The organism is Leisingera sp. ANG-S5 (genome assembly GCF_000813925.1).
In the GTDB taxonomy this organism is placed as follows: Bacteria; Pseudomonadota; Alphaproteobacteria; order Rhodobacterales; family Rhodobacteraceae; genus Leisingera.
Window position 1 is genome coordinate 190,650 of record NZ_JWLH01000001.1, and the last position, 25,688, is coordinate 216,337.

General features: G+C 63.9%; 27 protein-coding genes, 1 other RNA gene and 2 pseudogenes. 18 read left to right on the plus strand and 12 right to left on the minus strand.

Annotation, left to right across the window (positions count from 1 at the left end):
* The first annotated feature begins 35 nt into the window (after positions 1 to 35).
* From RA25_RS00945 to rnpB, 3 genes are all read left to right on the plus strand, one after another.
* Positions 36 to 821: a hypothetical protein gene (locus RA25_RS00945; protein WP_039169496.1), complete on the plus strand. Its 786-nt coding sequence runs from the start codon at positions 36 to 38 to the stop codon at positions 819 to 821.
* Positions 821 to 1,498 (plus strand): N-acetylmuramoyl-L-alanine amidase, encoded by a 678-nt coding sequence (locus RA25_RS00950; RefSeq protein ID WP_039169498.1) that lies wholly within the window; start codon positions 821 to 823, stop codon positions 1,496 to 1,498. The genes RA25_RS00945 and RA25_RS00950 overlap by 1 nt, the downstream gene beginning before the upstream one ends.
* A gap of 131 nt (positions 1,499 to 1,629) precedes the next feature.
* Positions 1,630 to 2,035: RNase P RNA component class A (rnpB, locus tag RA25_RS22065), an RNA gene on the plus strand.
* Between the two features lie 86 nt (positions 2,036 to 2,121).
* On the opposite strand, the pseudogene RA25_RS23480 reads toward rnpB, so the two are convergent.
* Positions 2,122 to 2,565, minus strand: a pseudogene (locus RA25_RS23480) (adenylate/guanylate cyclase domain-containing protein); the annotation flags it as partial.
* Between RA25_RS23480 and RA25_RS23170 the strand changes: the two are divergent.
* Positions 2,473 to 2,823 (plus strand): hypothetical protein, encoded by a 351-nt coding sequence (locus RA25_RS23170; protein WP_082023015.1) that lies wholly within the window; start codon positions 2,473 to 2,475, stop codon positions 2,821 to 2,823. The pseudogene RA25_RS23480 and the gene RA25_RS23170 overlap by 93 nt on opposite strands.
* Here the strand turns inward: RA25_RS23170 and RA25_RS23485 are convergent.
* Positions 2,824 to 3,600 (minus strand): annotated as a pseudogene (locus RA25_RS23485) (hypothetical protein); the annotation flags it as partial.
* Positions 3,601 to 3,861: 261 nt separating this feature from the next.
* Here RA25_RS23485 and rpmG point away from each other — a divergent pair.
* Together rpmG and RA25_RS00965 are read left to right on the plus strand one after the other, a co-directional pair.
* The gene (rpmG, locus tag RA25_RS00960) at positions 3,862 to 4,029 is read left to right on the plus strand and encodes a 50S ribosomal protein L33 (RefSeq protein WP_008554190.1); all 168 of its coding nucleotides are present in this window, start codon (positions 3,862 to 3,864) and stop codon (positions 4,027 to 4,029) included.
* A gap of 221 nt (positions 4,030 to 4,250) precedes the next feature.
* Complete coding sequence (locus RA25_RS00965; RefSeq protein WP_019295729.1) at positions 4,251 to 4,637, plus strand: hypothetical protein; 387 nt, start codon at positions 4,251 to 4,253, stop codon at positions 4,635 to 4,637.
* 2 nt (positions 4,638 to 4,639) lie between these two features.
* Here RA25_RS00965 and RA25_RS00970 read toward each other — a convergent pair whose 3' ends face one another.
* The 3 genes from RA25_RS00970 to RA25_RS00980 form a co-directional block, all read right to left on the minus strand.
* The gene (locus RA25_RS00970; RefSeq protein ID WP_039169500.1) at positions 4,640 to 5,113 is read right to left on the minus strand and encodes a GNAT family N-acetyltransferase; all 474 of its coding nucleotides are present in this window, start codon (positions 5,111 to 5,113) and stop codon (positions 4,640 to 4,642) included.
* Positions 5,114 to 5,198: 85 nt separating this feature from the next.
* Complete coding sequence (locus tag RA25_RS00975) at positions 5,199 to 5,975, minus strand: Bax inhibitor-1/YccA family protein (RefSeq protein WP_019295727.1); 777 nt, start codon at positions 5,973 to 5,975, stop codon at positions 5,199 to 5,201.
* A gap of 197 nt (positions 5,976 to 6,172) precedes the next feature.
* The gene (locus RA25_RS00980) at positions 6,173 to 6,394 is read right to left on the minus strand and encodes a DUF1127 domain-containing protein (RefSeq protein ID WP_039169502.1); all 222 of its coding nucleotides are present in this window, start codon (positions 6,392 to 6,394) and stop codon (positions 6,173 to 6,175) included.
* A gap of 125 nt (positions 6,395 to 6,519) precedes the next feature.
* Here RA25_RS00980 and RA25_RS00985 point away from each other — a divergent pair, with 125 nt between their 5' ends.
* On the plus strand, positions 6,520 to 7,401 hold the full coding sequence (locus tag RA25_RS00985; protein WP_019295725.1) for a LysR family transcriptional regulator: 882 nt from the start codon (positions 6,520 to 6,522) through the stop codon (positions 7,399 to 7,401).
* A gap of 178 nt (positions 7,402 to 7,579) precedes the next feature.
* Here RA25_RS00985 and RA25_RS00990 read toward each other — a convergent pair whose 3' ends face one another.
* Entirely contained in the window at positions 7,580 to 8,545 is a 966-nt protein-coding gene (locus tag RA25_RS00990; RefSeq protein WP_039169503.1) for an NADPH:quinone oxidoreductase family protein, read from the minus strand.
* Positions 8,546 to 8,893: 348 nt separating this feature from the next.
* Between RA25_RS00990 and RA25_RS00995 the strand changes: the two genes are divergently transcribed.
* The 3 genes from RA25_RS00995 (at position 8,894) to RA25_RS01005 (ending at position 11,623) form a co-directional block, all read left to right on the plus strand.
* A complete protein-coding gene (locus RA25_RS00995) occupies positions 8,894 to 9,265 on the plus strand; it encodes a helix-turn-helix domain-containing protein (protein WP_019295723.1) in 372 nt (123 codons plus the stop codon).
* Positions 9,266 to 9,379: 114 nt separating this feature from the next.
* Positions 9,380 to 10,180: a histidinol-phosphatase gene (gene hisN / locus RA25_RS01000; protein WP_039169505.1), complete on the plus strand. Its 801-nt coding sequence runs from the start codon at positions 9,380 to 9,382 to the stop codon at positions 10,178 to 10,180.
* A gap of 108 nt (positions 10,181 to 10,288) precedes the next feature.
* A complete protein-coding gene (locus tag RA25_RS01005; protein WP_039169508.1) occupies positions 10,289 to 11,623 on the plus strand; it encodes an 8-oxoguanine deaminase in 1,335 nt (444 codons plus the stop codon).
* 64 nt (positions 11,624 to 11,687) lie between these two features.
* Here RA25_RS01005 and guaD read toward each other — a convergent pair whose 3' ends face one another.
* Positions 11,688 to 12,974, minus strand: a complete 1,287-nt coding sequence (gene guaD / locus RA25_RS01010; RefSeq protein WP_039169509.1) for a guanine deaminase — start codon at positions 12,972 to 12,974, stop codon at positions 11,688 to 11,690.
* A gap of 142 nt (positions 12,975 to 13,116) precedes the next feature.
* On the opposite strand from guaD, the gene mgtE reads away from it, so the two are divergent.
* Positions 13,117 to 14,505: a magnesium transporter gene (gene mgtE / locus RA25_RS01015; protein WP_039169511.1), complete on the plus strand. Its 1,389-nt coding sequence runs from the start codon at positions 13,117 to 13,119 to the stop codon at positions 14,503 to 14,505.
* Between the two features lie 9 nt (positions 14,506 to 14,514).
* Positions 14,515 to 15,072: a 5-formyltetrahydrofolate cyclo-ligase gene (locus tag RA25_RS01020; protein WP_039169512.1), complete on the plus strand. Its 558-nt coding sequence runs from the start codon at positions 14,515 to 14,517 to the stop codon at positions 15,070 to 15,072.
* Here the strand turns inward: RA25_RS01020 and RA25_RS01025 are convergent.
* Positions 15,069 to 15,956, minus strand: a complete 888-nt coding sequence (locus RA25_RS01025) for a LysR family transcriptional regulator (protein WP_039169514.1) — start codon at positions 15,954 to 15,956, stop codon at positions 15,069 to 15,071. The two genes, RA25_RS01020 and RA25_RS01025, sit on opposite strands and share 4 nt — an antisense overlap.
* Positions 15,957 to 16,065: 109 nt before the next feature.
* Between RA25_RS01025 and RA25_RS01030 the strand changes: the two genes are divergently transcribed.
* The 4 genes from RA25_RS01030 to RA25_RS23390 all read left to right on the plus strand — a co-directional run bounded on the left by RA25_RS01030 (position 16,066) and on the right by RA25_RS23390 (position 19,670).
* Complete coding sequence (locus RA25_RS01030; protein ID WP_039149133.1) at positions 16,066 to 16,563, plus strand: lactoylglutathione lyase family protein; 498 nt, start codon at positions 16,066 to 16,068, stop codon at positions 16,561 to 16,563.
* Positions 16,564 to 16,637: 74 nt separating this feature from the next.
* Entirely contained in the window at positions 16,638 to 17,450 is an 813-nt protein-coding gene (locus RA25_RS01035; protein ID WP_019295715.1) for a TIGR00282 family metallophosphoesterase, read from the plus strand.
* A gap of 199 nt (positions 17,451 to 17,649) precedes the next feature.
* Positions 17,650 to 19,428: an SLC13 family permease gene (locus tag RA25_RS01040; protein ID WP_019295714.1), complete on the plus strand. Its 1,779-nt coding sequence runs from the start codon at positions 17,650 to 17,652 to the stop codon at positions 19,426 to 19,428.
* Between the two features lie 116 nt (positions 19,429 to 19,544).
* Entirely contained in the window at positions 19,545 to 19,670 is a 126-nt protein-coding gene (locus tag RA25_RS23390) for a hypothetical protein (RefSeq protein WP_275041657.1), read from the plus strand.
* A gap of 21 nt (positions 19,671 to 19,691) precedes the next feature.
* On the opposite strand, the gene RA25_RS01045 is transcribed toward RA25_RS23390, so the two are convergent.
* Positions 19,692 to 21,467, minus strand: a complete 1,776-nt coding sequence (locus RA25_RS01045) for an SLC13 family permease (RefSeq protein WP_039169516.1) — start codon at positions 21,465 to 21,467, stop codon at positions 19,692 to 19,694.
* Positions 21,468 to 21,589: 122 nt separating this feature from the next.
* Here RA25_RS01045 and RA25_RS01050 point away from each other — a divergent pair, with 122 nt between their 5' ends.
* A complete protein-coding gene (locus RA25_RS01050) occupies positions 21,590 to 22,330 on the plus strand; it encodes a YebC/PmpR family DNA-binding transcriptional regulator (RefSeq protein ID WP_039170257.1) in 741 nt (246 codons plus the stop codon).
* 158 nt (positions 22,331 to 22,488) lie between these two features.
* Here RA25_RS01050 and RA25_RS01055 read toward each other — a convergent pair whose 3' ends face one another.
* Genes RA25_RS01055 through RA25_RS01065 form a run of 3 tightly spaced genes read right to left on the minus strand, consistent with a single transcriptional unit; the run spans position 22,489 to position 24,944 of the window.
* On the minus strand, positions 22,489 to 23,337 hold the full coding sequence (locus RA25_RS01055; RefSeq protein ID WP_039170260.1) for a COG3904 family protein: 849 nt from the start codon (positions 23,335 to 23,337) through the stop codon (positions 22,489 to 22,491).
* 13 nt (positions 23,338 to 23,350) lie between these two features.
* Positions 23,351 to 24,043, minus strand: a complete 693-nt coding sequence (locus RA25_RS01060) for a nitroreductase family protein (RefSeq protein ID WP_039169518.1) — start codon at positions 24,041 to 24,043, stop codon at positions 23,351 to 23,353.
* The gene (locus RA25_RS01065) at positions 24,015 to 24,944 is read right to left on the minus strand and encodes a LysR family transcriptional regulator ArgP (protein WP_052254131.1); all 930 of its coding nucleotides are present in this window, start codon (positions 24,942 to 24,944) and stop codon (positions 24,015 to 24,017) included. The genes RA25_RS01060 and RA25_RS01065 overlap by 29 nt, the downstream gene beginning before the upstream one ends.
* Before the next feature lie 89 nt (positions 24,945 to 25,033).
* On the opposite strand from RA25_RS01065, the gene RA25_RS01070 reads away from it, so the two are divergent.
* The gene (locus tag RA25_RS01070) at positions 25,034 to 25,636 is read left to right on the plus strand and encodes a LysE/ArgO family amino acid transporter (RefSeq protein ID WP_019295707.1); all 603 of its coding nucleotides are present in this window, start codon (positions 25,034 to 25,036) and stop codon (positions 25,634 to 25,636) included.
* The last annotated feature ends 52 nt before the right edge of the window (positions 25,637 to 25,688 follow it).

Genomic DNA, 25,688 nt, shown 5'->3' on the forward strand with positions numbered 1-25,688 from the left:
TGCGCAAGCAATTGAGCAGAGCTGACAGGTACCCCATGCGCGCATTCGCATCTTACGCCGCCGCAGGCAGCCTTCTGGTTATGGCTGCCTGTTCCCCCCAGGTTCCGGACAGCGCCGCGGGCGTTGGCATCGACGGCGACCCGTTTGCGCCGCCGCCGGCCGCAGGCACCACCATCAATGGCGATCCGCTGGTGCCGCCGGCGCGGGTATCCACCGAGTCGGTGCCGTCCCCGTCAGGGGCGGCGCCACGCAGCGCTGCCGCCACCACTTCGGCCGGTACCTTCAGCACCGCTGCGGCGGCGTCCAGCGATGCCGATATCGCCCGCCAGACAGAGGCAGCCCTGGCCGCCTCGCGCAGCAGTTCCAGCACCGGCACTGCACCGCTGGATGCGAGCCCCTCCAACCCGGCGCCGGCGCTGATCGGCAACGCCAGTATTTCGGACGAGAATGACTTTGAGGCGGTTGCCTCCCGCCAGTCGATCGAAAGCGATGCCGCCCGGCTTGAGCGCCAGCGGTCGCAGTACCAGCAGGTGCAGCCCACTGCCGTGCCGCAGCGGGCCGGCGATACCGGGCCGAACATCGTCAAATACGCGCTCAGCACCTCCAACCCCAAGGGTGTGCGTCTTTATACCCGCGCAGGCATCAACCTGAAGGCCCGCAGCGCGCGCAACTGCGCCGAGTTTGCGTCGCCGGATCAGGCCCAGATCGCGTTCCTCGAAAGCGGCGGCCCTCAGCGGGACCGCAAGGTGCTGGACCCGGACGGAGACGGCTTTGCCTGCGGCTGGGATCCGGCCCCGTACCGGCTGGCCGTCCAGAACTGATGACGCCTGATATGGGCAGGGCTGATCAGCCAGGCGCCATTTGGCATCCCAGCCCGAACTTCGGGCCGCGCAGGGACGGTCTGACACCGTCCCTGATTGTTTTGCACTACACCGCTATGGAAAGTGCGCGTGCGGCGCTGGAGCGGCTTTGCGATCCGGCAGCAGAGGTCTCCGCCCACTACCTGATCGGCGCGGATGGGACCCTCTGGCAGATGGTGGCCGAGGACAGCCGGGCCTGGCACGCGGGGGCAGGCGAGTGGGCCGGGCAGGAGGATATCAACTCCCGTTCCATCGGCATTGAGCTCGACAACCTCGGTACCCATCCTTTCAGCGCGCTGCAGATGGCGGGGCTGGAAGATTTGATGCGGGGCATCATGCAACGCTGGAATATCCCGCCTGCGGGCGTGATCGGCCATTCCTGCATGGCGCCGGGGCGCAAATGCGACCCGGGTCCCCGCTTTGACTGGGCGCGCCTGGCCCGGCAGGGCCTGGCTGCGGATGGCGGGGGCGCACCTCTGCCGCAGACGGTGACCTTCGCGCACTTCCGCGCCGCCGCCGCCACCGCCGGTTTCACGGCGCCTTCCGATGATGAAACGCTGCTGGCCGCCGTGCGCCTCCGGTTCCGCCCCTGGGCGCGCGGCCCGCTCTCTGCTGAAGATTTCCTGCCGCTTGCCTAAGAGACCGGCGGGCTTCTTTCTGGTTTGCAATACCCAGGGGTGAATTGGCCCCGGGGCCAAGAGGGGCAATGCCCCTGCCGCCGAACTATCCGCTTGACGCCGCGCGCCGTTGTTCCTACGCCTCACCCCGCGCAGAAGGCTGGATGGCCGCGGGGAGCGTCCGCTCCGCGAGGAAAGTCCGGACTCCATGAAGCAGCGGTGCCGGGTAATGCCCGGGCGGGGAAACCCGACGGAAAGCGCCACAGAAAACAGACCGCCAGCCTCCGGGCTGGTAAGGGTGAAACGGTGGGGTAAGAGCCCACCGCGCCCCTGGCAACAGGGGCGGCACGGCAAGCCCCACCGGGAGCAATGCCAAATAGGGTCCCCGCGCGGGCAGGTTCCGGTCCGCCGGAAAACCGCCGCTAGGTTCGCTTCAGCCGAGAGGGACCGGGTTGGCAGCTTGAGCGGCGCAGCAATGCGCCGCCTAGATGAATGGCCATCGATCCCTGCCTTACGGGGCAGGGGGGACAGGATCCGGCTTACAGGCCTTCTGCGCGTTTAATCGGCTCATAGACGATGGCCGGCCCGGGAATGCCCTTCAAATCGAACTCTCCGGCCTCTTGCAAACCCGCACCTATGGCCTGGGCTGTTGTCTCGCACAGCAGGATCTTTCCGCTGTCTGCCTTGTCGCACAGCCTGGCTGCCAGATTGGGCGCTGCGCCAATGGCGGCATAGTCCAGCCGCCCTTCGAAACCGATTTGCCCCAGTGTTGCCTCGCCAGTGGCAATCCCGATCCCCAAGCCGATCAGGCTGCTGCCGGTTTGGAACGGTTTCACGGCATCCGGAAAGGCTGCCTGCATCTGCTGCGCTAGTGTCAGCGCCCGCTTGGCCGGATCCTCGCAGGGCAATGGCGCGTTGAACAGGACCAGCAGGCCGTCACCCAGAAACCGCTCCAGAGTGCCGCCGGCCTCCTCGATCAGCGGGCCAGAGGCCTGATGGAAGGCGTTGAGCGCGGCGATCACCTGCTCAGGGGGCACCGCACTGGCAAAGGCGGTAAAGCCACGCAGGTCGGCAAACAGAACCGTCACGGTGCGGCGCTGGCTGTTCAGCAGGGTGCTGCCGCCGCCCGCGTTCACGATCATCGCCGCCACTGGCTCCGGCAGGAAGCGGCGCAGCCTGTTGGTCCGTTCCAGTTCTGCGACCTGCTGCGCCACCTTGCGCTCCAGCTGGCTGTTCCAGGATTGCAGTTCTTCCTTCTGCGCATTGACTTCCTCATACAGCGCGCCCAGCTCCCGGCTCATGCTGTTGACGTTACGTGCAAGCCCGCCGAATTCATCCTGGTTTGAAATTTTGGCCCGGGCGGTGAAGTTTCCGGAGGCGACAGCACCGAGAGTGCGGCCGATCTGCTCCACCGGCCACAGCACCGAGGAGGAAATTGCATAGCCCGCCAGCAGCGACAGCAGCACCGCGGCCACGCACGCCCCGATAACCAGGGCGCGGGCACGCACATAGGCGCGGGCCGTTTCCTGCGCACGCAGGTTCATCCGGGCCTCTATGTCCTTTGCGATTGTATAGGCGTCGCGCTGAATGCTCAGTGCAATCGGGGTAAACTGCTTCTCGACCAGTTCGGCAACTCCTGCGGTGCCGCCGGACTGCCGCGCCTGTGCGAGCGCCGATGCGACCGGCGGCAGGCGCTGCACAGTCCGCTGCAGAGCAGAAAGCCGGGGATCCCTCGGCAGATTTTGCCGTTCCACTTGCCGGACATAACGGGCGACAATGACCGTCAGGTCATTGGCTTCATTCAAGGCCTGTGCCACGGGCAGACCCATGCGGCCCGGCGTCTCTGAAATGCTGGCCAAGGCAAAGGCCAGCGAGTCGCCCGCGCTTTGGTAAAACCGGTTGTAGGCCGCGATTTGCTGCTGGTCCCTGATCAGCTGCCGGGTCCGCTCATTCGCCTGCTGCAGTGTTTGCAGCCCAAGCACTGCGAGAGCAATCACCAGCCCGGTTCCGGTCAGAAAGGCCGCCAGAAGTTTGTACCGCAACGAGACCTTCAAGCGGGCCACAGCGCGCACCAGAAGATTCGGTTGCGGATCTGTCTGGCGGGGGTCCCCTTGCTCAGGCATCAGCAGGGCTTTCGGTATGTGGCGCGGCGGGTTATGCCAATGAAATGGGGCAAACAGCTGTTAAGGCCATGTTTCACCGTGTCCTTGCTGGGGGAAGCAGCCTAAAATCCCGGTTCTGCCGTCTGGGGCGGCAGATTTGGCCTTCCGCGGCGGCTTCCGGGCGATTTGGCTGTTGACTTGGGGCACAGGGCGGGTAAAAGCCGGGCTTCAGATAGGAATTTACCGAGAGGCCCCTGCCTTTTCGGACGCAGGAGAAGCACCATGGCGAAGCCGACCACCATCAAGATCCGCCTGAACTCGAGCGCGGGCACCGGCCACTTCTATGTGACCAAGAAAAACGCACGCACCATGACCGAGAAAATGGTTGTGCGTAAGTATGACCCGGTTGTGCGCAAGCACGTCGAGTACAAAGAAGGCAAAATCAAGTAAGCCTTCCTTACTGACTGATTTCCGGAAACGGGTCGCGCTGCGCGGCCCGTTTTCTTTTGGGGCATGTTGTCCGCGGGCCTGCTGCCTTCAATTGTCGGAAAATACTGCGCGCATTATCCCGCGCCCCGGCACCTTCTCGCCCCATTTTACGCCTAGCCTGACGCCAGGGTGAACAAGTGACGGGTGGATGTGCAGTGCGGGTTTTCTTCTTGGCAGCGGTAATGTCAGTGGCCGGGGCACCGGTTTCCAGTTTCTTTGAGACCAAGGCGGCGGTGCCGCTGCCCCCGGCGGTCAGCGTTGAGCCTTTGCCCGCAGCTGGAACTGCCGGGGAGGGCGGGACAGCCCGTCAGGTGGTTGCCGAGCATAGCGTCGGCATCAACGGACGCAGGCTGGCCCTCAGTGTGATGCGCGAGGGCAGCGCCGGTATTGCGGTGCTGAGCGCAGCCGGAACCAGTGCGGTGCCTGTATTGCCTGAGATTGCCGAGGTGCAATTGCTGAACTTGATCCGCAGCGTCTCAGGCTGCCGCGTGTACGGCGGCCTCAGTGAGCTTGCGGGCCGCCAGGGCATTGTTGCCATCTCCGCCGGCCTCGACTGTTCCGGGGGCTGACCTCAGGCGCGCCACTCTGCCACGGTCAGCACAGGTTCCATCCCCATGCCCTGCATCAGCGCGGCGGAGGCGCTGTTGAACGGCGCATAGGTGGCCGCAACCACGGTCGCGCCTTCCGCCAGCGCCCGCGTCCTCATGGCTTCCACCAGCGCCTTGCCAACACCCATCCGGCGCCAGGCTTCGGTGACGGAGATATGGTGCAGCATGGCGCGTTTCTCCGCCGCCCTGATGGGCAGGGCGGGGCGGTCCTGCAGTTCATAAATCAGGTAGCCCAGCAGCGCCCCCTGCGGGCTCTCAGCAGCTAGTGCATGGACGTTGTCCTCCTGCAGCCAGTCCTGCAGCCAGGCAGCCAGATCGTCGCTGCCAGGGGCCGGTACATGCCTCTCCGGCTGATGTTCCGCGTGCAGTGCGTGCAAGCCCTGCAACAATGGCAGCAAACGGCCTGCCTCGGACGCCGGGATCTCAATGATTTTCATGGGTGTTCCCCTTGTTATTGTTGTTCAAATGAAAAGGGGCGGATCGTTGAGATCCGCCCCTCGCTGTTTGGAATGTGGCCTGCGGTTATTCGCGGTTGCCAAGCAGCTGGAGCAGCATCATGAACATGTTGATGAAGTCCAGATACAGGCTCAGCGCGCCCATGATCGCGGACTTTGCCAGCCACTCCTGGTCGCCGGCATGGGCCATTTGCAGGTAGTCGTTCTTGATGCGCTGGGTGTCATATGCGGTCAGGCCCGCAAAGATCAGCACGCCGATCACCGAGATAGCAAACGCCATGGCGGAGGACGCCAGGAAGATGTTGACGATCGAGGCCACGATCAGGCCGATCAGGCCCATGATCAGGAAGGAACCCATGCCGCTAAGGTCCTTCTTGGTGGTGTAACCCACCAGCGACAGGCCCGCAAAGGCGATGGAGGTGATCAGGAACACCTGCACGATGCTTTCGCCGGTGAAGACCAGGAAGATCGAGCTGATCGACAGGCCCATCACGGTGGCAAAGACATAGAACAGCAGCTGCACGCCGGCCGCGGACATACGGTTGGCGGCGGCACCGATGCCGAAGATGAAGGCCAGCGGGGCAAACATGATCACCCACTTCAGCGGCGAGGCATAAAGCGCATAGCCGATGTTGGTCAGGTATTTGTCAGCGCTCAGCTGGGCCACGGCGTTGGCCGGGTCAGAAGTAACAGCCAGCCCGGCAATCGCCCAGGCGGCCAGGAAGGTGATGAACGTGCCTGCCGACATGGTGGCATAGACTTTGTTCATATGGGCGCGGAGGCCCTCATCAATCTGCTGGGCGCGGGCGCCGGCGGCAGAGCGGATGGTATCGAATTGTGCCATTTGGAATGGTCTCCGTAATCTACTCCCTCGCTGCCGGCACACGAACAGGACCGCGGGCCGCAGCTTTCCTGCCAAATATCGGGTGAAGCGGAGTTCGGTTCAAGTATTTCGGACAAAGAAATACATGAAAAACAACAAAACGGGCCGCGTTGAAGCGGCCCGTCTGCAAAGGTGCGCACGGTAAAGTCGGAGCTTACTCAGAAACTCCAGTGATCCGGCGCCTTCCAGAACCCGCCGCGGGCCTCCGCGTCCGCCTGGGCGCGGGTCACGCCGATGTCCTCCAGCGCGCGGTCATCCAGCCGGGACAGCTGGCGGCGCTGGCGCCAGGCAGCCAGATGCAGCCGCAGGCGTGCGGTCAGGGAAAGCTGCGGTTTCACGCGGTGGCAAGAGGTGGTGCAGGCAGAGGTTGCGAGGGTCATGGGCTTGGTCCTTCAGTTGAGATTGTGATGCATCCCTTCTGGGTGATCAATTGTGTTGATGAATATGGGCCTCTGTGGCATATTTTTAAAACGAATGTTTTTGATCCAATGAATCAGGTTCTGTGATGGTAAGAAATCTCGATATCACCACGCTCCGCTCCTTTGTGGCGGTGGCGGAATACGGCGGGGTGACCCGCGCCGCCGGTTTCCTGCATCTGACCCAGTCGGCGGTCTCGATGCAGATGAAGCGGCTGGAGGAACTGCTGGGGCTGGAGCTGCTGGACCGGTCCGGCCGTACCATTGCCTTGACAGCAGAAGGCGAGCAGATGCTGGGTTATGCCCGCAAGATGGTGGCGCTGAACGATGAGGTGATCAGCCGGCTGACCGATCAGGCCTTTGAGGGCGAGGTGCTTTTGGGGGTACCGCATGATGTGGTGCATCCGGTCATTCCCCAGGTACTGAAGCGGTTCAGCCTCAGCTATCCACGGGTTAATGTGAACCTCTGCACCTCCAACACCCGCGATCTGAAGACCGAGTTTGCACGCGGTGCCTTCGACCTGATCCTGACTACTGAGACCGGTGCGGGTGAGGGGGCAGAGAAGATCCACAGCATGCCGCTGCGCTGGGCCGGCGCGCCGGACGGATCGGTCTGGCGGCAGCGGCCCCTGCGGCTTGGCTTCTGCCGCAACTGCAGCTTCCGCCCGGTCGCCACGGCGGCGCTGGATGAGGCAGGCATCGAATGGGAAATGGCGCTGGACAGCGATTCCGACCGCACGGTTGAGGCGACAATCAGCGCCGACCTGGCGGTTGGGGTACTGATGGAAGGCACCCAGCCGTCTTATCAGGAACTGATCGGCCCGGGCTGCGGCCTGCCGGAGCTGCCGATGCAGCATATCAACCTTTACGGGGCAGAACGCGTGCATGCGCCCTATGTCGAGGAACTGGCGGAGTTCATCCGGCAGGGGTTCCAGGGACTATGGTCCACGCCGCTGCGCGCCGCCAGCTGAGCCGCAAGCAAGGGAGAGCTCCCGCGCCCGCAGGCTGCCCTAGCTTCGCCAGTGCATCCTTGACGGCCTTGGGCCAGGCTCAGCGCCGCAGGCGCTGAGCCTGGCCCAACCGCTGCGGTGCATTTTGCAGAAATGCTCTGTCTGCGGGCGGGAGCCCTGACTGCTGCCGCTGGGCCTGTCAGCTGCCGTCCATGGTGATCACCACCTTGCCGGTGGATTTGCGGCTGCGCAGCAGTTCCAGCCCTTCGGCGGCCTGCGCCAGCGGCAGCGTGTGGCTGATATGCGGCTTGATGCGGCCTTCGCCATGCCAGGCGAACAGTGTCTCAAACGACTTGCGCACCTCATCGGGCCGGAACTTCATGTAGCCGCCCAGATAGAAGCCGATCACCGTCAGGTTCTTCACTAGCAGGTGGTTGGCCGGAATTTGCGGCACCTCGCCGCCGGCAAAGCCCACCGGCAGCAGCCGCGCACCGGGGTTGGCGGACCGGAAGGCGGCTTTCCACACATCGCCGCCCACCGCATCATAAACCACATCAGCGCCCCCAAGCGCCTTGACCGCATCGCGCAGGTCCTCACCGGCGTCGATCAAATGATCGGCGCCGGCAGCAGCGGCGACATCCAGCTTGTCCCGGCCGCGGGCCTGGGCAATCACCGTTGCCCCCATCAGCTTGCCGATTTCCACCGCCGTCAGCCCGACTCCGCCCGCGGCACCGGTTACCAGCAGGGTCTCGCCGGGTTGCAGGCGGGCACAGTGATCCAGCGCCATATGGCTGGTGCCATAGGCAATCTGCATCGCCGCGGCATGTTCGAAACTCATCGCATCCGGAATCCGGATCAGCCGGGCGGCATCAAAGACACCTGCCTCCGCCAGCCCGCCGGCGCCGCTGAACACTGCGACCCGGTCGCCAATTTCAAAGCCTTCCGTGCCATCACCAAGCGCCGTCACCACCCCGGCCGATTCCAGCCCCAGGGTAAAGGGAGGCGCAGGGGTGTCCTGATAGGTGCCCTTCATCATCAGAAGATCGGCAAAGTTCAGCCCGCAGGCACGCAGCGCAACAGCGGCCTCGCCTGGACCGGGTGCCGGGCATTGCGTTTCCGTCAGGGTTGCTGGTCTGTCAACAGCGGAGACTTGGAAAGCCTGCATGTGTTCTCCTCACCTTTTGCGGGAATCGGCTTGATTCGCCGGGGCACACTGCCGGTGTGCCGCTGCAGCTTACACCTCGCTATTTCTGGGGAGGTACGCGATCCGCAGCCGCTTGGCAATAAAACGTTTGGAAAAATGCTGCGTGAAATCATGATCTTGGGTTGCAAGTCCCCGTCAAGGGCGACGGCAGCCTTGCAATCAACCGCAAGGGTTGTACACTTTTGCTCAGAGGTTGAAGACTGATCGTGCTGATGGGGATCGTGCTTCCGGCAGGCATACGAAGCTGCCAGAGCACTTTATTGGTAGAGCGGTCCGGAATTTGGCCAAATTGACAGTTAGGAGAAACGCATGGCTCATCCCGTAGACGTGCACGTGGGAAAGCGCATTCGCCACCGCCGGTGGCTGATCGGTATGACACAGCAGCAGCTTGCCGAGCAGGTCGGCATCAAGTTCCAGCAGATCCAGAAATATGAAACCGGTGCCAACCGGGTCAGCGCCTCCCGTCTTTGGGATATTTCCGATGCGCTGGAAGTTCCGGTGAGCTTCTTCTTCGAAGGCTTGCAGGAAGAGGGCAAGGCCCCGGCTGAGAAAGCCTCCGTGCCTGAGGACCTGATGGGGGACAAGGAAGCGCTGGACCTGGTGCGTTCCTATTACTCAATCCCGGAAAACCAGCGCCGCCGCCTGTTTGAACTGGCCCGCGTGCTGAGCGACGTTGCCTGAGACGGGGCAGGGCCCGGATCACAACCCGGGCCTGACAGGAATTTGCAGCGCAAAACCGGTGAGTGGCAGGGTTTGCGCTTGCAATGATAGCGCCTGGGTGGCACCCGTTCGGGTATGACACAGGCATCACTCACGGACCTCGACGTAGCGAACAGGATGGCAGACGCGGCACGCGCTGCCATCCTGCCGCATTTCAGAACCCCCTCCTTGAATGCCGAGAACAAGCTCGAGGGCGGGTTTGATCCGGTGACCGTAGCCGACCGTGCCGCCGAGCAGGCGATGCGGGCGGTTTTGGCAGATCTGCGTCCGGACGATGGTATTCTGGGCGAGGAATTCGGAGCAGAAGCAGGCAGCTCCGGCCGCACCTGGGTGCTGGACCCGATCGACGGCACCCGCGGCTTCATCAGTGGCACGCCGACCTGGGGCGTGCTGATTGCGCTGTCGGATGACAACGGCCCCTTCCTCGGCGTGATCGACCAGCCCTACACCGGCGAGCGTTTCTGTGGCAGGGCGGAGATTGCCTCGATGACCGGTCCGCTGGGTGAAATGCCTTTGCGGACCCGCGGCACAGCGGCGCTGTCGGATGCAATCCTGTTCACCACCTTCCCTGAGGTCGGAACCGCGGAAGAGCGTGCAGGCTTTGAACGCGTGGCGGCGCAAGCCAAGCTGACCCGCTATGGCATGGATTGCTACGCCTATGCGCTGGTGGCGGCAGGGCAGGCGGATCTGGTGATCGAGGCGGGCCTCAACGCTTATGACATTCAGGCGCCGATTGCGGTGATCCAGGCGGCGGGCGGCATTGTCACCGACTGGCAGGGCAACCCGGCGCACAATGGCGGCCGCGCCCTGGCAGCGGCCAATGCGAAAATCCACGCCGCCGCGCTGGAACTGCTGCGCCAGACGCAGACGGGTTGAAACCGGCGGCCCCGGTCTATAGTCTCCCGGCAGGCCGGTTCTTCGCCCGTTTTCCATCGGCCGATCACACATTCCCATGAAGCGGGCTGTCTATTGGAGTGTGTGGATATGACAGAGATCCTGATTCAAAACGCTGATACCGTCCTGACCATGGACGATTCCCGCCGTGTTCTGCATGGCGCCGATGTGCTGATCCGCGGCGGCGCGATTGCCGCTGTGGGACAGGGGCTGCAGACGAGCGGAGAGGTCGTCTCCGGCCGCGGCTGCGTGGTCACCCCCGGGCTGGTGAACACCCACCACCACCTGTACCAGAACCTGACCCGCGCGGTGCCGGGCGGACAGGACGCGCTGCTGTTCGGCTGGCTGCAAACGCTGTACCCGATCTGGTCGCGCTTTGGCCCGGACGAAATGTTCATCTCCGCTCAGTTGGGCCTTGCCGAACTGGCGCTGTCTGGCTGCACCCTCAGCTCCGACCACCTGTACCTCTATCCCAATGGCGCCCGGCTGGAGGACACCATCCATGCCGCCCGCGACATCGGTGTGCGGTTCCATCCGACTCGCGGCGCCATGAGCATCGGTGAAAGCGACGGCGGACTGCCTCCAGACAGCCTGGTCGAGGAAGAGCGCGCCATCCTCGACGACATGATCCGGGTAGTGGATGCTTTTAATGATCCGTCCGAAGGCTCCATGTGCCGCGTCGGTCTGGCGCCGTGCTCGCCGTTTTCAGTTAGCCGCGAGCTGATGCGCGACGCCGCGCTGCTGGCCCGTGACAAGGGCGTTATGCTGCACACACATCTGGCCGAAAATGACGAGGACATCGCCTATTCCGAGGAGAAATTCGGCTGCCGCCCCGGCCAGTACGCAGAGGAGCTGGGCTGGACCGGCGATGATGTTTGGCATGCCCATTGCGTGAAACTTGACGCGCAAGAGATTGATCTCTTTGCCAGAACCCGCACCGGCGTCGCCCATTGCCCCTGTTCCAATTGCCGCCTTGGCAGCGGCATAGCGCCGGTGCGCGCGATGCGGGATGCAGGCGTGCCGGTGGGGCTGGGCGTGGACGGCTCCGCCAGCAACGACATGGCCAGCCTCTCAGCGGAGGCTCGCCAGGCCATGCTCTTGCAGCGGGTTGCAAACGGGGCTGACGCGATGAGCGCTTATGAAGCGCTGGAGATCGCCACCCGCGGCGGCGCTGACGTGCTGGGCCGCCCTGATTGCGGCCGCTTGGAGCCGGGCAAGCGCGCCGACATCGCCATATGGGACACCAGGTGTGTGGCCTCCAGCGGAAGCTGGGACGCGGCGGCGCTGCTGTTGGCCGGCCCAACCCAGGTCAAGCATCTGTTTGTCGAGGGCAAGCAGATCATCCGCAGCGGCGAGCTGACCACCCTGGACTTGCCGCAGTTGATCGAACGCCACGGCCAGCTGGCGCAACAGCTAATGCAGTGAGAGATCCGGCCTTCATCTGGCTGAAAGTATCCCCGCAGCAGGCAGAGGCGCATCAGCGCCTCTCCTAAACCTGCCGGCCGCCGATCCAGACCTCGGCAATCGCCCGGTCATCGCCCATCATTATGGTCGGGAACACCGCTTCCCAAATGTCATCGGCCCGCGCTGACCGCTGGGCGATGGCCGGAGTGGAGGCGAGGTCCAGCACCACCAGATCCGCTTCCATGCCTGCCGCGATGTTGCCGGTCTTGCCTTCCATCCGCAGCGCTGTGGCCGAGCCTTGCGTCGCCAGCCACAACAGCTGCGCCGCGTGCAGCGGGGTGCCGCGCAACTGGCCAATCTCATAGGCCGCTGCCATCGTGCGCAGCATCGAGAAACTCGACCCGCCGCCGGTGTCGGTGGCAAGGCCGATCCGCTGGCCTTCGGCCATCAGCCCGGCCATGTCAAAAAGGCCGGAGCCGATGAAGGTGTTCGACGTCGGGCAATGGATCAGCGCCGCGCCGTAGTCCCGCAGCCGGTGCCGCTCGCGTTCCTCCAGGTGGATGGCGTGGCCGTAAAGCCCCTTGGCGCCCAAGAGGCCGAACTCCTCATAGGTGTCCAGATAATCGCGGGCCTGCGGGAACAGCGATTTCACCCACTCGATCTCATCGGTCTGCTCGCTCAGATGCGTCTGCATCAGGCATTCCGGGTGCTTGGCCCAGAGCGCGCCCATTGCCTCCAGCTGTTCCGGGGTCGAGGTTGGGGAGAACCGTGGTGTGATGGCGTATTCCAGCCGGTCCACCCCGTGCCAGCGCCCGATCAGCGCGTCACTATCGTCATAGGCCGATTGCGCCGTGTCCCGCAGCCCTTCCGGCGCATTGCGGTCCATGCAGGTCTTGCCCGCAACCACTCGCTGCCCGCGCGCCTGCGCCGCAGCAAAGAATGCATCCACGCTCTCCGGGTGAATGGTGCAGTAGCTGCAGACCGTGGTGGTGCCGTGCGCCGTGGTCAGATCCAAATAGCGGTTGGCGATTTCATCTGCATAGGCGCGGTCGCCGAAACGCATTTCCTCCGGGAAGGTGTAGCTGTTCAGCCAGTCGATCAGCCGCTTGCCCCAGCTGGCGATGATTGCGGTCTGCGGGTAATGCACATGGGCATCGACGAACCCCGCCATGATCAGCTTGCCGGAATGATCCACGGTCTCCGCCTCCGGCAGCAGCGCCTGCATCTCTGCCAGCGTTCCGACCCCTGCAATTCGCCCGTCCTGCACTGCCACCGCGTCCAGCAGCCGGGCCGCGTCCTCTGGGCGCTCGCCTGCAAAGGGAGACGCGGAAAAGGCAAGTACCTGCCCCTTCAGGATGTAGCCGTTGCCCATGCGCTGAACCCTTTCCTTGCAAAATGGCTCCGCGCAGGATACCCGCCGGAAGGGCGCGGGTAAATTGCAGCATTGCCATTGTTTTCCGGTGGCGGCCTCTTCTATTTTGCACGCAAAGACCAATAAATTCGGGGGGCATCAGATGAGCAGCGGCGACAACATCACCGGCGACCAGTCTCAGGAAGATGCCTATGACCTCGACCGCAAGATGGTCTCGCAGGTTCTGGAGGCGGTAGAGCAGGGCGATCAGAAGGCTCTGACGGAACTTCTGGAAGACCTTCACGCAGCCGACATCGCCGACCTTCTGGAACAGATCGATTCCGATGACCGGATCAGCCTGATCCGGCTTTATGACCGGGAATTCGACGGCGAGATCCTGTCGGAGCTGGACGAGAGCATCCGCGAAGAGGTGATCTCGATCCTGAACCCGATGGTTCTGGCGGATGCGGTGCGGGAACTGGACAGCGATGACGTTGTCGACCTGCTGGAAGACCTGGAGGTGCCGCAACAGGAAGCCATCCTCGACGCGCTGGAAGACGCCGACCGGGTCGCCGTCGAACAGTCGATGAGCTTTCCGGAAAACTCCGCCGGCCGCCTGATGCAGCGCGAAGTGGTAATGGCGCCCGAGCACTGGAACGTCGGGCAGGCCATTGATTTCATGCGCAACTCCGACGATTTGCCAGAGCAATTCTACCATGTTGTTTTGGTCGATCCGCGCCTGCATCCGGTTGGCAACGTGACCCTGGGCCGGATCATGGGCGCCAAGCGCCATGTGACGCTGACCGACCTGGTCGAGGACACCTTTCAGGTCATTCCCGCCGATCAGGACGAGGAAGACGTGGCCTATGCCTTCAACCAGTACCACCTGATCTCGGCCCCGGTGGTCGATGACGAGGGGCGGCTGGTTGGCGTCATCACCATCGACGATGCCATGATCGTGCTGGACGAGGAGCACGAGGAGGACATCCTCCGCCTCGCCGGTGTTGGCGAGGAAAGCTCGCTTGCCGACCGGGTGATCGAAACCACCAAGCGGCGTTTTCCCTGGCTGGCGGTGAACCTGGTGACGGCGGTGCTGGCCTCGCTGGTGATTGCCCAGTTTGAGGCGGCAATTGCCCAGATCGTGGCGCTGGCGGTGCTGATGCCGATTGTTGCCTCGATGGGCGGCAATGCGGGCACCCAGTCGCTGACGGTTGCCGTGCGCGCCATCGCCACCCGCGACCTCACCGGTTCCAACGTCTGGCGGGTGATCCGGCGGGAAGTGCTGGTGGGGCTGGTCAACGGGGTGATCTTTGCCATTGTCATGGGCCTGGTGGGGCTGGCCTGGTTCGGCTCGCCGATGCTGGGCGTGGTGATTGCCGTCGCTATGGTGGTCAATCTGGTCGTGGCGGGGCTGGCGGGAACGGTGATCCCGGTACTATTGGAGAAAACCGGAATTGACCCGGCGCTGGCCTCTGGTGCCTTTGTGACCACCGTGACCGATGTGGTGGGCTTTTTCGCCTTCCTGGGCCTTGCGGCCGTACTTTTGCTCTAGGAGACCGCCATGACGGATCTGACTGAAATCAAGGCCGCCGCCCGCAAAGCCGCCTTTGCCCGCCGCAAGGAGGCCCATGCCCGCAACATTCCCGGCGCCGCAGGCCACCTGTCAGAGGTGCTGGCGGGCTACCGCGGCGTGCCGCTGTCGGGCTACATGCCGATCCGCACCGAGATCGACCCGGTTCCCGCGATGGCCGAAGCCGCGGCGCACGGCCCTGTTGGCGTGCCGGTGATCTTGGGGCAGGGGCAGCCTTTGAAATTCAGCCGCTGGCAGCCCGAAGGTGCGCTGCGCGAGGGACCTTTCGGTGCCATGGTGCCTGAGGTGGATGACTTCTTTGAACCGGAAATCCTAGTGGTGCCGCTGGTTGCCTTTGACACCAAGGGCGGGCGGCTGGGCTATGGCGGCGGGTTCTACGACCGCACGCTGGAGCTGCTGCGCAGCAAGCGGGGCACTTTGGCCATCGGCTTTGCCTTCGATGCGCAGGAGGCCGAAGATCTGCCGCTGGAGCCCACCGACCAGCCGCTCGACATGATCGTCACCGAAAGCCGCATTCTGCAGTTCTAATCCGCTAGCCGGGCGCAGGTTCTGCGGATCGCGGCTTCGAAGAAGGCGAGGCGCGCCGGCGGCGCCTCCTGCTTCTGCCGGACCAGCCACAGGTCATCCTCCAGCGGCGCCTTCAGTGCCGCGGTACGGAAGGTTCCTTGGCCCTGCTGCGCCAGAACAGCGCTTTGCGGCAGGATGGTGTAACCGGCCCCGGCAGATACCGGGCTCAGGATTTGGCCGATCTGGTTGAGGAAGGCGCGCCTGCGCAACCCGGCGGAGCCGCGATAGTCAGGATAGTTTGCCGCCAGCAGCCGGTCTGCCAGGGCGGCGGCGTCAGGGTGGTCAACCAGCCCCAGTTTCTGCAGCGTTTCAAACTCAGGCCTGTCTGCCCCATCTGACGGCAGGATCAGGTTCAGCCGGTCGCGCCCCAGCCGCTCCGCCATCAGCCGCGGCGCATCCAGCTTTCGGTGCAGGATGCCCAGATCCAGCTCCCCGGACAGCAGTAGCGCTTCGATGGAGGCTTGCGGTGCCGCCTGCAGCGACAGCGTCAGTTCCGGCCAGCGCGCCAGATGCGCCTCCACCTCGGCGTAGATCAGAACCGCCAGCCCGCCGGGGCAGGCGATGCGCACATGGCCGCGGCCGGGATCATCCTGTCCCAGATCCTGGCGCAGCGCGTCTTCTTCAGCCTGGCGCCTGCGGCCTAGAGCGGCCACCGCAACGCCTGCGTCCGTCAGGCTGAAGCTTTTGCCGTGGCGGACCAGCAGCGGTGTGCCCACCTGCTGCTCCAGTTTCTTGATGTGCTGGGTGACCCCGGGCTGGGTCATGTTCAGCCGCGCTGCGGTGCGTGTGAAACTGTCCAGTCTGCTCAGCACAGTGAAGGTTTCCAGCCAGGTGGCATTCAGCATCTTTGGCTCATTTTGTTATGGGTCGCATAATGAATGATAATTTTTCTTTCTTCTCCTGCAACCCTATCTCCGGGTGGCAACAAGCAAAACACCATCCAAGGAGACTATGATGCTGACCGCCCCGCGCAGTTTTTCCCACATCGGCCTGTCTGTTCCGGACCTGGACGCCGCAATGAAATTCTATGCAGAAGTCATGGGCTTCTACGTCATTATGAACCCAACCGAAGTGGTGGAGGACGACAGTGACATTGGCCGTATGTGCACGGATGTGTTTGGGGCCGGCTGGTCGCGGCTGCGCATCGCCCACCTGTCCACCGCCGACCGCGTCGGCATCGAATTGTTCGAATTCGATGGAAATTACGCGCCGTCCGACAATCTGGACTACCGCCGTCACGGCCTCTTCCATTTCTGTGTACAGGACCCCGACGTCGAGGGCCTGGCGCAAAGGATCGTCGCGGCCGGCGGCAAGCAGCGGATGCCGGTGCGGGAGTATTATCCGGGCGAAAAGCCCTATCGCATGGTCTATGTCGAAGACCCGTTCGGCAACGTGTTCGAAATTTATTCGCACGGCTACGAACTGACGTATTCGGCGGGCGCCTACAGCTGAGCCGGGCGCCACACCGATGCGAAAACGCACTGCGGGGCCTTGCTCTTTGGCGCCGTGTTGCCTACCAGCCGGGCATGCGTATTCTTTTCCTTGGCGATGTGATGGGCCGCGCCGGGCGCCGTGCCATCACCGAAACCCTGCCGCGTCTGCGGCAGGAGTGGCGGCTCGATTTTGTGGTGGTGAACGGCGAAAACGCCTCCAACGGCATGGGGCTGAGCGGCGAGCACGCCAAGCTGCTGCTGGATGCGGGCGTCGACTGCCTGACGCTGGGCGATCATGCCTTCGACCAGAAAGACATGCTGCAGTTCATCGAGAAAGAGCAGCGCATCATCCGGCCTCTGAACTTTGCCAAGGGCGCGCCGGGCCGCGGCTACAGACTCTTCAACGCGCCGGGCGGACGCAAGGTGCTGGTGGTGCAGGCGCTGGGGCAGGTGTTCATGAAACGCGCCTTCGATGACCCCTTCGGCGCAGTAGAGGCGGTGCTGAAGTCGCACCCGCGCGGCGGGCTGGCGCAGGCGGTCATCGTCGACATGCACTGCGAGGCAACCTCGGAGAAGATGGCGATGGGCCACTTCTGCAACGGCCGCGCCTCGCTGGTGGTGGGCACCCATACCCATGTGCCGACAGCGGATGCGCAGATCCTCTCCGAAGGCACCGGGTATCTGACCGACGCCGGCATGTGCGGCGACTACAATTCCGTCATTGGCATGGACAAGGCCGAACCGATGCGCCGCTTCCTGACCGGCATGCCCAAGGCCCGCTTTACCCCGGCAAATGGCGAGGCGACGCTGTCCGGCGTGTTTGTCGAGACCGACGACCGCACCGGGGCCGCCAAGAAGATTCGCATGGTGCGCAACGGCGGGCTGCTCGAGCCAGCGGCCCCCTGAACGGGACCCGCCGCCGCTGCAAGCACCAGCAGACGGGAGAATTGACGCTAAAGCCGCGGATTTCCGGGCAAAATGCCCTTTCCGCGCCGCTGGGCATCTGCTTTGCCGGAAATTCTTGCTCAGCCCTCTGGTTTCGGGGAAACTGCGCGATGGCGGGGCGTAAACCCCGCCTTTAACAACATGGGCAAAGTCACGGTTTATGCAGTACTTCCAACTTGGTGACACCGGCAGCGCATTTCTGGCGCTTGCAATTGTCCTGGCGATGTTCGTGGCGTTTCTCCGGGAAACCTATCCAACCGAAGTGGTGGCGCTGACCGGCGTTGCTGCGATGCTGGCCACCGGCGTTTTGCCCTATGGCGAGGCGCTGCCGGTTCTGTCCAACCCGGCACCCTGGACCATTGCCGCGATGTTCATCATCATGGGCGCTCTGGTGCGCACTGGTGCACTCGACGCCTTCACCCAGATCGCCAAGAAGCAGGCAGAAGTAAACCCGAAACTGGCCGTCGCTCTGCTGATGGCGTTTGTCGTCACCGCCTCCGCCGTTGTGTCCAACACGCCGGTGGTGGTGGTGATGATCCCGGTCTTCATCCAGATCGCCCGCACCCTCAACGTCTCTGCGTCCAAGATGCTGATCCCGCTCAGCTATGCGGCGATCCTGGGCGGCACCCTGACGCTGATCGGCACCTCGACCAACCTGCTGGTGGACGGTGTGGCGCGGGCGCAGGGGCTGAAGCCCTTCACCATTTTTGAGGTCACCCCGCTGGGCCTGATCCTCGTCGCCTACGGCATGGTCTACCTGCGCTTCATCGCGCCGCGCCTGCTGCCTGCGCGCGACAGCATGGCAGAGCTGCTCAGCGACAAATCGAAGATGAAATTCTTCACCGAGGCGGTGATCCCGCCCGAAAGCAACCTCATTGGCCGCGAAGTCACCGGCGTGCAGCTGTTCAAGCGCCCCGGCGTGCGCCTCATCGACGTGATCCGCGGCGACGCCTCTCTGCGCCGCAATCTTCAGGGGGTGGAGCTGCAGGTCGGCGACCGGGTAGTGCTGCGGACCCGGATGACAGAGCTGCTGAGCCTGCAATCAAACAAGGAACTGAAACGGGTCGATCAGGTGTCCGCCATCGAGACCCAGACCGTCGAAGTGCTGATTACCCCGGGCTGCCGGATGGTGGGCCGCAGCCTGGGCGCCCTGCGCCTGCGCCGGCGCTATGGCGTCTATACGCTGGCGGTGCACCGGCGGAACCAGAACATCGGCGTGCAGCTGGACGATCTGGTCGTGCGGATCGGCGATACCCTTCTGCTGGAGGGCGCGCCTGCCGATATCCAGCGCTTGGCGGCTGACATGGACCTGGCCGATGTCTCGCAGCCGACCCAGCGGGCCTACCGCCGCAGCCACGCACCAATCGCTGTTGTTGCGCTCCTGGGCATCGTGCTGCTGGCCGCCTTTGGCGTCGCACCGATCCTGATGCTGTCGCTGCTGATGGTTTCGCTGGTCTTTATCACCCGCTGCATCGACGCGGATGAGGCATTTTCTTTTGTCGACGGGCGTCTGCTGGCGCTGATCTTCTCGATGCTGGCCATCGGTGCCGCGCTGGAAAGCTCCGGCGCGGTGGCCCTGATTGTCAACGCCATTGCGCCAGCCTTGTCGATGCTGCCGCCGTTCCTGCTGGTTTGGGCCGTCTATCTCCTGACCTCAGTGCTGACGGAGCTGGTGTCCAACAATGCAGTTGCCGTGGTCGTCACCCCGATTGCAATTGGGCTGGCACAGGCCATGGGCGTCGATCCGCGCCCTCTGGTGGTGGCGGTGATGGTGGCGGCCTCGGCCTCTTTCGCAACCCCGATCGGCTATCAGACCAACACGCTGGTCTACGGCCCGGGCGGATACAAGTTCACCGATTTCCTGCGCGTCGGTATCCCGCTGAACCTGACCGTCGGTATGGTGGCCTCGCTGCTCATCCCGTTCTTCTGGCCGCTCTGAGCCCTCCGAGTACAGAAAAAGGCGGCGAAAAGCCGCCTTCTGTGACCCCGGTTACATGAAACTGTTAAACTATTGCCCATATGGAGAGGAGCAGTGTCTTCATAAGGTCCAAGACCATGAGTTTCAGAAAAGTGTTTTTGTTTGTCGTCCTCGCCGGCTCCACCGCAATTGCGCTGGTGTCGCAAGCCCAGACCAGCGGCGCCGCCCGCGCGCATCCGGTTCAGCAGGAACAATCGCAATAAGCGGCAGCCGGTGCGTGGTCCTCAAAGGGGCCAGAACACCAGAATCGCCGGAATGGACACCGCGATGACCAGCGCCTCCAGCGGCAGTCCCATCCGCCAATAATCCCCGAAATGGTAACCGCCAGGCCCCAGCACCAGCGTGTTGTTCTTGTGCCCGATCGGCGTCAGGAAAGCGGCAGACGCGGCAACTGCCACCGCCATCAGGAAGGGGTCGGGGGAGACACTCAGCGTTTCCGCCATCTGGATGCCAACAGGCGCTGCCACAATCGCCGTGGCAGTGTTGTTCAGCACATCCGACAGGGTCATGGTGACCACCATCAGCACCGTCAGCACTGCCCAGGCGGGCAGGCCCGCGGTCAGCCCGGTCAGCGCATTGGCAATCAGCGCCGTGCCGCCGGAGGTGTCCAGCGCCGCCCCCAGCGGGATCATTGATCCCAGCAGCACCACCACCGGCCATTCCACGTGGTCATAGATCTCTGCCACCGGCAGGATCTTCAGCAGAACATAGCCGATGGCCACCAGCCCCAGCGCCACAGGCAGGTACAACAGCCCGACAGAGGCTGCGAGCACCGCTGCGGCAAACAGCCCGATGGCGGCCCAGGTCTTGTCGTTCGCTGTGACCGACAGGCCGCGCGCCGCCAATGGCAGGCAGCCCAGCCAGTCGGCCACATCGGCGCTGCGCCCGCGCGGGGACAACAGCAGCAAGATATCGCCGGCCTGCACCTCGGTCTGACGGATATGGCGGGTGATCCGCGTGCCCTGTCGGGAAATCCCCAGCAGCACTGCGCTCTGCCGCCAGGCCAGCCCGACGGACTGCGCCGTTCGCCCCCGGATGCGGGCGGTCTCCGGCACCACCAGTTCCGTCAGCTCCAGCCCTTCACCCGCCGCCGTCAGCTTTTCGGACCGTGCGGCATCGGCAAACTCCAGCTTGAGCGCGCTGCGGAACTCATCCAGCGCCTCGGGTTCCGCCTCGATCACCAGCGTGTCGCCTTCGCGCAGCGTCGCCGCGGCGGAGCGCCCATAGCGCCGCTTGCCGTCCCGGATCAGGCCCAGGATCGCCACATCGGCCTTCTCGGCTTCTTCGTCCAGTTCCCCCAGCCGCTTGCCAATCAGCTCAGATCCGCTGCCCACCGTCAGCTCGGCGATATAGGGCGCCAGCTGCGCTTCGGACGCGCCGGCCGCATTCTCCCGCGCTGGGATCAGCCGCCAGCCAATGAGGGCCACAAAGGCAAGCCCCGCCAGCGCGGCAATCCCGCCGACCGGGGCGAAATCGAACATCTTGAACGGCTCCCCCAGCGTCTCGCCGCGGATCGCGGCGATGATGATGTTGGGCGGGGTGCCGATCAGCGTGACCATACCGCCCAGGATGGTTGCAAAGGACAGCGGCATCAGGCTCAGTCCCGGCGCACGGCCTGCCTTCCTAGCGGTCTGAATGTCCACCGGCATCAAGAGCGCCAGCGCTGCCACATTGTTCATGAAGGCCGACAGCACCGCGCCAACCCCGCCCATCAGTGCGATATGGCCGCCCAGGCCCCGCGCACTGTCCACCAGCGTTCGGGTGATCAGGAACACTGCGCCCGACCGCACCAGCCCGGCAGAGACGATCAGCACCAGCGCCACTACCAGCGTCGCAGGGTGCCCGAAGCCGGCAAAGGCGTCTTTGGCTGGCACAACCCCCAGCACCACGCCCGCCATCAGCGCGGCAAAGGCCACCAGATCGTACCTGAAACGCCCCCACAACAGCAGGGCAAAGACAGCAGCAAATAACGCAAACAAAACAGCTTGATCATATGTCATGGCGCCAGCTTATCCCCGAAACCCCGCGGAACAAGGGCAAAGCGGGGCAGGGGCGCTTGAAAGCCGGCGCATCCCAAGGCTATATGAGCGCCAATTCAGATATACAGCAGCAAGGATGCACCATGGCAGGCCATTCAAAATGGGCTAACATTCAGCACCGCAAGGGCCGTCAGGACGCGGCGCGGTCAAAACTGTTTTCCAAGCTGGCCAAGGAGATCACCGTGGCCGCCAAGATGGGCGACCCCGATCCCGACAAGAACCCGCGCCTGCGCCTGGCCGTTAAAGAGGCCAAGAGCCAATCCGTCCCCAAGGACGTGATCGAACGCGCGATCAAGAAGGCCATCGGCGGCGACGCCGAGAACTATGACGAAATCCGCTACGAGGGCTATGGCCCCAATGGCGTTGCGGTGATCGTCGAGGCGATGACCGACAACAAGAACCGCACCGCCTCCAACGTGCGCTCCACCTTCTCCAAGAACGGCGGCAATCTGGGCGAAACCGGCTCTGTCGGCTTCATGTTCGAACGCAAGGGTGAAGTCACTTACCCGGTCTCCGTGGGCGACGCCGACACCGTGATGATGGCCGCGATCGAAGCCGGTGCAGAAGACGTCGAAAGCTCCGAGGACGGCCACATCATCTATTGCGCCGACAGCGACCTGAACGATGTCTCCAACGCGCTTGAGACCGAACTGGGCGAATCCGAGTCGACCAAGCTGGTCTGGAAGCCCACCACCACCACCGAGCTGGACCTGGAAGGCATGCAGAAGCTGATGAAGCTGGTCGATGCGCTGGAAGACGACGACGACGTTCAGCGCGTCACCACCAATTTTGAGGCCACCGACGAAGTCATGGCGCAGCTCTGAGCCAGCGCCTGAAATGAATTCAAAGGCCCGCCAATCCGGCGGGCCTTTTGCTTTTTCTGATGCAAAGCCCATGCGGGGCCCTCAAAAACTGCCGCGCTTCTTTCTGGGTGCAAGTACCCCGGGGGGAGGTCCAAGGGGCCGAGGGGGCAGCGCCCCCCTCACTGCTGGTCTGGCCCAATCAACCCGGCACTGGTCAGCTCTGCCCTGCTGGGCCGCCACAGCTCCGAGCCCGGCACCGCAAAAATCCTGCCTGCAAATTCTGCGCTCACCCCCTGTTCCAGCAGAAAGGCGCGGTCTTTCTCCTGTTCCCTCTGCAAATCAATCTGCGGCAGCCCGCTTTCAAACAGCAGGGTATAGCTGTGAAAGCCAAGCTGCCCCTCCGGCCCAAGGGTGCGCCCGCGGCCCGCGGCAAACACCAGCGTGCAGGCAGAGGCGCACAGCCCGTCCGCACGGGTGTCCCAGCCTTGCTGCCGGATCAGCCGGGCAACGCCGCGCGCCTCCGCAATCAGCCCGCCTGACCCCGCCAGCGACACCTGAGCCACGCCGGGGTTTTCCCCAGCCATTTGCCGCATTCGTTTGGTCAGGCCAAAGGTGATCTCCCCGTCAAACACCAGCGTTGTCCCGTCACCGGAAACCGACAGGCTATAGAGCGCTTCACGCTCCAGCCGCCGCTGTTCGGCATAGGCAGGTTCCTCCACCGCCCGGGCAATCAGCAGCGCATCCCACCACTGGGTCAGCGCCGCAAACCCCGCAAACAGCAGCAGCAGATAACCGCCCCAGACCGGAGCCATTGCGCCGGTGCTTCGGACATGGGCATCGGCGCTGCGTAAAAACGCGCGCGCCTGCCAAAGCAAGAATACCCCGTCCGCCGCGATCAGCGCAAAGGCCAGCGGCACCGGCAGCCGGATCACATGGTTGAGCACCAGCCACACCAGCAGCACCACCCCCCGCGGCAGAACCACTTGCAGCAACAGGCTGCGGGGCAGGGAGGCCGGGCTGCCTGTCATCCGGCAGGCGGTTTCATTCAAACACCTGGCAGATTTGCTCCAGAGGTTTTTTCATCTTGGCAACCGACGGCACCATCGCATCGTCTGCCGGGTGGCCCACGGCGATGATCATCGTCGGTTTCTCTGACGAAGGGCGGCCCAAAGCGCCGTTCAGGAATTTCATCGGGTTCGGAGTATGGGTTAGCGTGCACAGACCCGCTGTATGCAGCGCCGTCAGCAGCACGCCGGTGGCGATGTTCACGCTTTCCGGCACGTAGTAGTTCTTGTACCGGGTGCCGTCCGCGAACTCGCCCCAGCGCTGGGCAAAGACGACGATCAGCCAGGGCGCGGTGGTCAGATGCGGTTTGTCTGCATTGGTGCCGATCGGCTCCAATGCCTTGATCCATTCATCACCCGCGCCGCCTGCATAGAACCGGCGCTCTTCCTCTTCGGCCTCTTCGCGGATCTGCGCCTTCAGCGCCGGGTTGGAGATCGCGGCAAAGAACCAGGGCTGGTGATTGGCGCCCGAGGGCGCGGTGCCAGCAGCGCGGATGCAATCCTCGATCACTGCGCGCGGCACCGGCTGATCCGTAAAGTCCCGCACAGTATGCCGGCGCTGCATATGCGCAAGGAACGCGGCTGCCTTTTCCTGCATCTCCGCCTCGGAATACTCCGCCCGGTCGGGCAGGGGCAGCGGTTCATAGCTGAGCGTGTCTTTGGAGAACATGGGCGGTCTTTCCGGATTGGCTTTGCATCAAATACTGTTTCGCCGATTTCTGCACGGCGCGGGTCACCTCGGCAAGGGCCGGGGCCATCACCCGCGCCACTTGCCAGGTCAGGGGCACCGGCAGCGTGGTGTCCGGGATCAGCGGCACCAGGCGTTCGGACCGGATGTCTTGCTCAACCATTGCCAGCGGGTTCATGCCCCAGCCCAGGCCCGCAGCCGCCGCATCAATGAAGGCCTGGGTCGAGGGCAGGTAATGCGCAGGCGGCGCAAGCCCGGAGGCCACATTGCGTTCCAGCCACAGCCGCTGCAGGTTGTCCTTGGCGTTGAAGATCAGGCAGGGCGCCTTTGCGGCAGCCTCCGGCGTCACCCCGCCGGGAAACCAGCGTTCCATAAAACCCGGGCTTGTGGTTGCCACATACTCCGGCGCGCCCAGCGGGTAGGCGTCAAACCCGGTTACCGGCTTGGAACTGGCAGTGACCGCCGCGGAAACTTCGCCGCGTCTCAGCCACTCCGCGCTGTGGTCCTGATCATCGACCAGCAGGTCGAACAGCACGCCGTCCACCTCCGCCATCGCATCGATGAACCAGCTCGCCAGACTGTCGGCATTGACCGCAATCCGCAGCCGTACCGGGCCGTGATCCGCCTCCAGTGCCAGTTCCCGCGCCAGCTGCGCCTCCAGCAGGCCGATGTCCTCGGCGTGTTTGGCAATCCGAAGGCCCGCTGCCGTACCGGTGCAGGGCGACCCGCGCAGCACCAAAGCCGCGCCAATGCGGTCCTCCAGCGCCTTAATCCGCTGTGAAACGGCTGAGGGCGTCACGTTCAACGCATGTGCCGCCGCCTCGAATGTGCCGAGACGCAGCACAGCGCTCAGTGCTGCCAGCTGGCTGGGATCCATCTGCATTAGCAACTCTAATCTGACTTAAATCTCTTTAACTGGATTAATGAGTGGGCGAGCAGTAGTCAAATCCCAGCACAACGATGGAGACACACATGCCCCCCAGCCTGATTGCCGGATTTGCCCTGGGCCTCAGCCTGATCATGGCGATTGGCGCCCAAAACGCCTTTGTCCTGCGCCAGGGGCTGCGGCGCCAGCATGTGTTCTGGATCTGCCTCACCTGCGCGGGGTCCGACGCTCTGCTGATCACCGCGGGTGTTCTTGGCTTCGGCACCCTGGCAGTGGCCGTGCCCTGGTTCGAGCAGGCGATGCGCTGGGGCGGTGCGGCCTTCTTGATCTGGTACGGCGCCCGTGCTTTGCGCGCTGCCTGGCAGGGCGGCGAAACGCTGGAGGCAGCGCAGGAGGGTGCTGGCGCAGCCTTGTTGCCGGTGCTGGCCACCGTGCTGGCACTCACCTGGCTGAATCCGCATGTCTACCTGGACACGGTGGTTCTGCTCGGCTCAATCTCCGCCCAATATCCCGATCCGCTGATCTTTGCCGCTGGGGCCGCCATCGCCAGCTTCACCTTCTTCTTCACGCTGGGTTACGGCGCCAGCTTGCTGGCCCCGGTCTTTGCCCGCCCGCGGGCCTGGCAGGTGCTGGATGCCATTGTCGGCCTCACCATGTGGGCGATTGCCGCCAAGCTCCTTTTGATGTGACGAACAGCACTTGTGCGCAGGCGGGCCTAACGCCTGCGCAGAAATGCCCTAC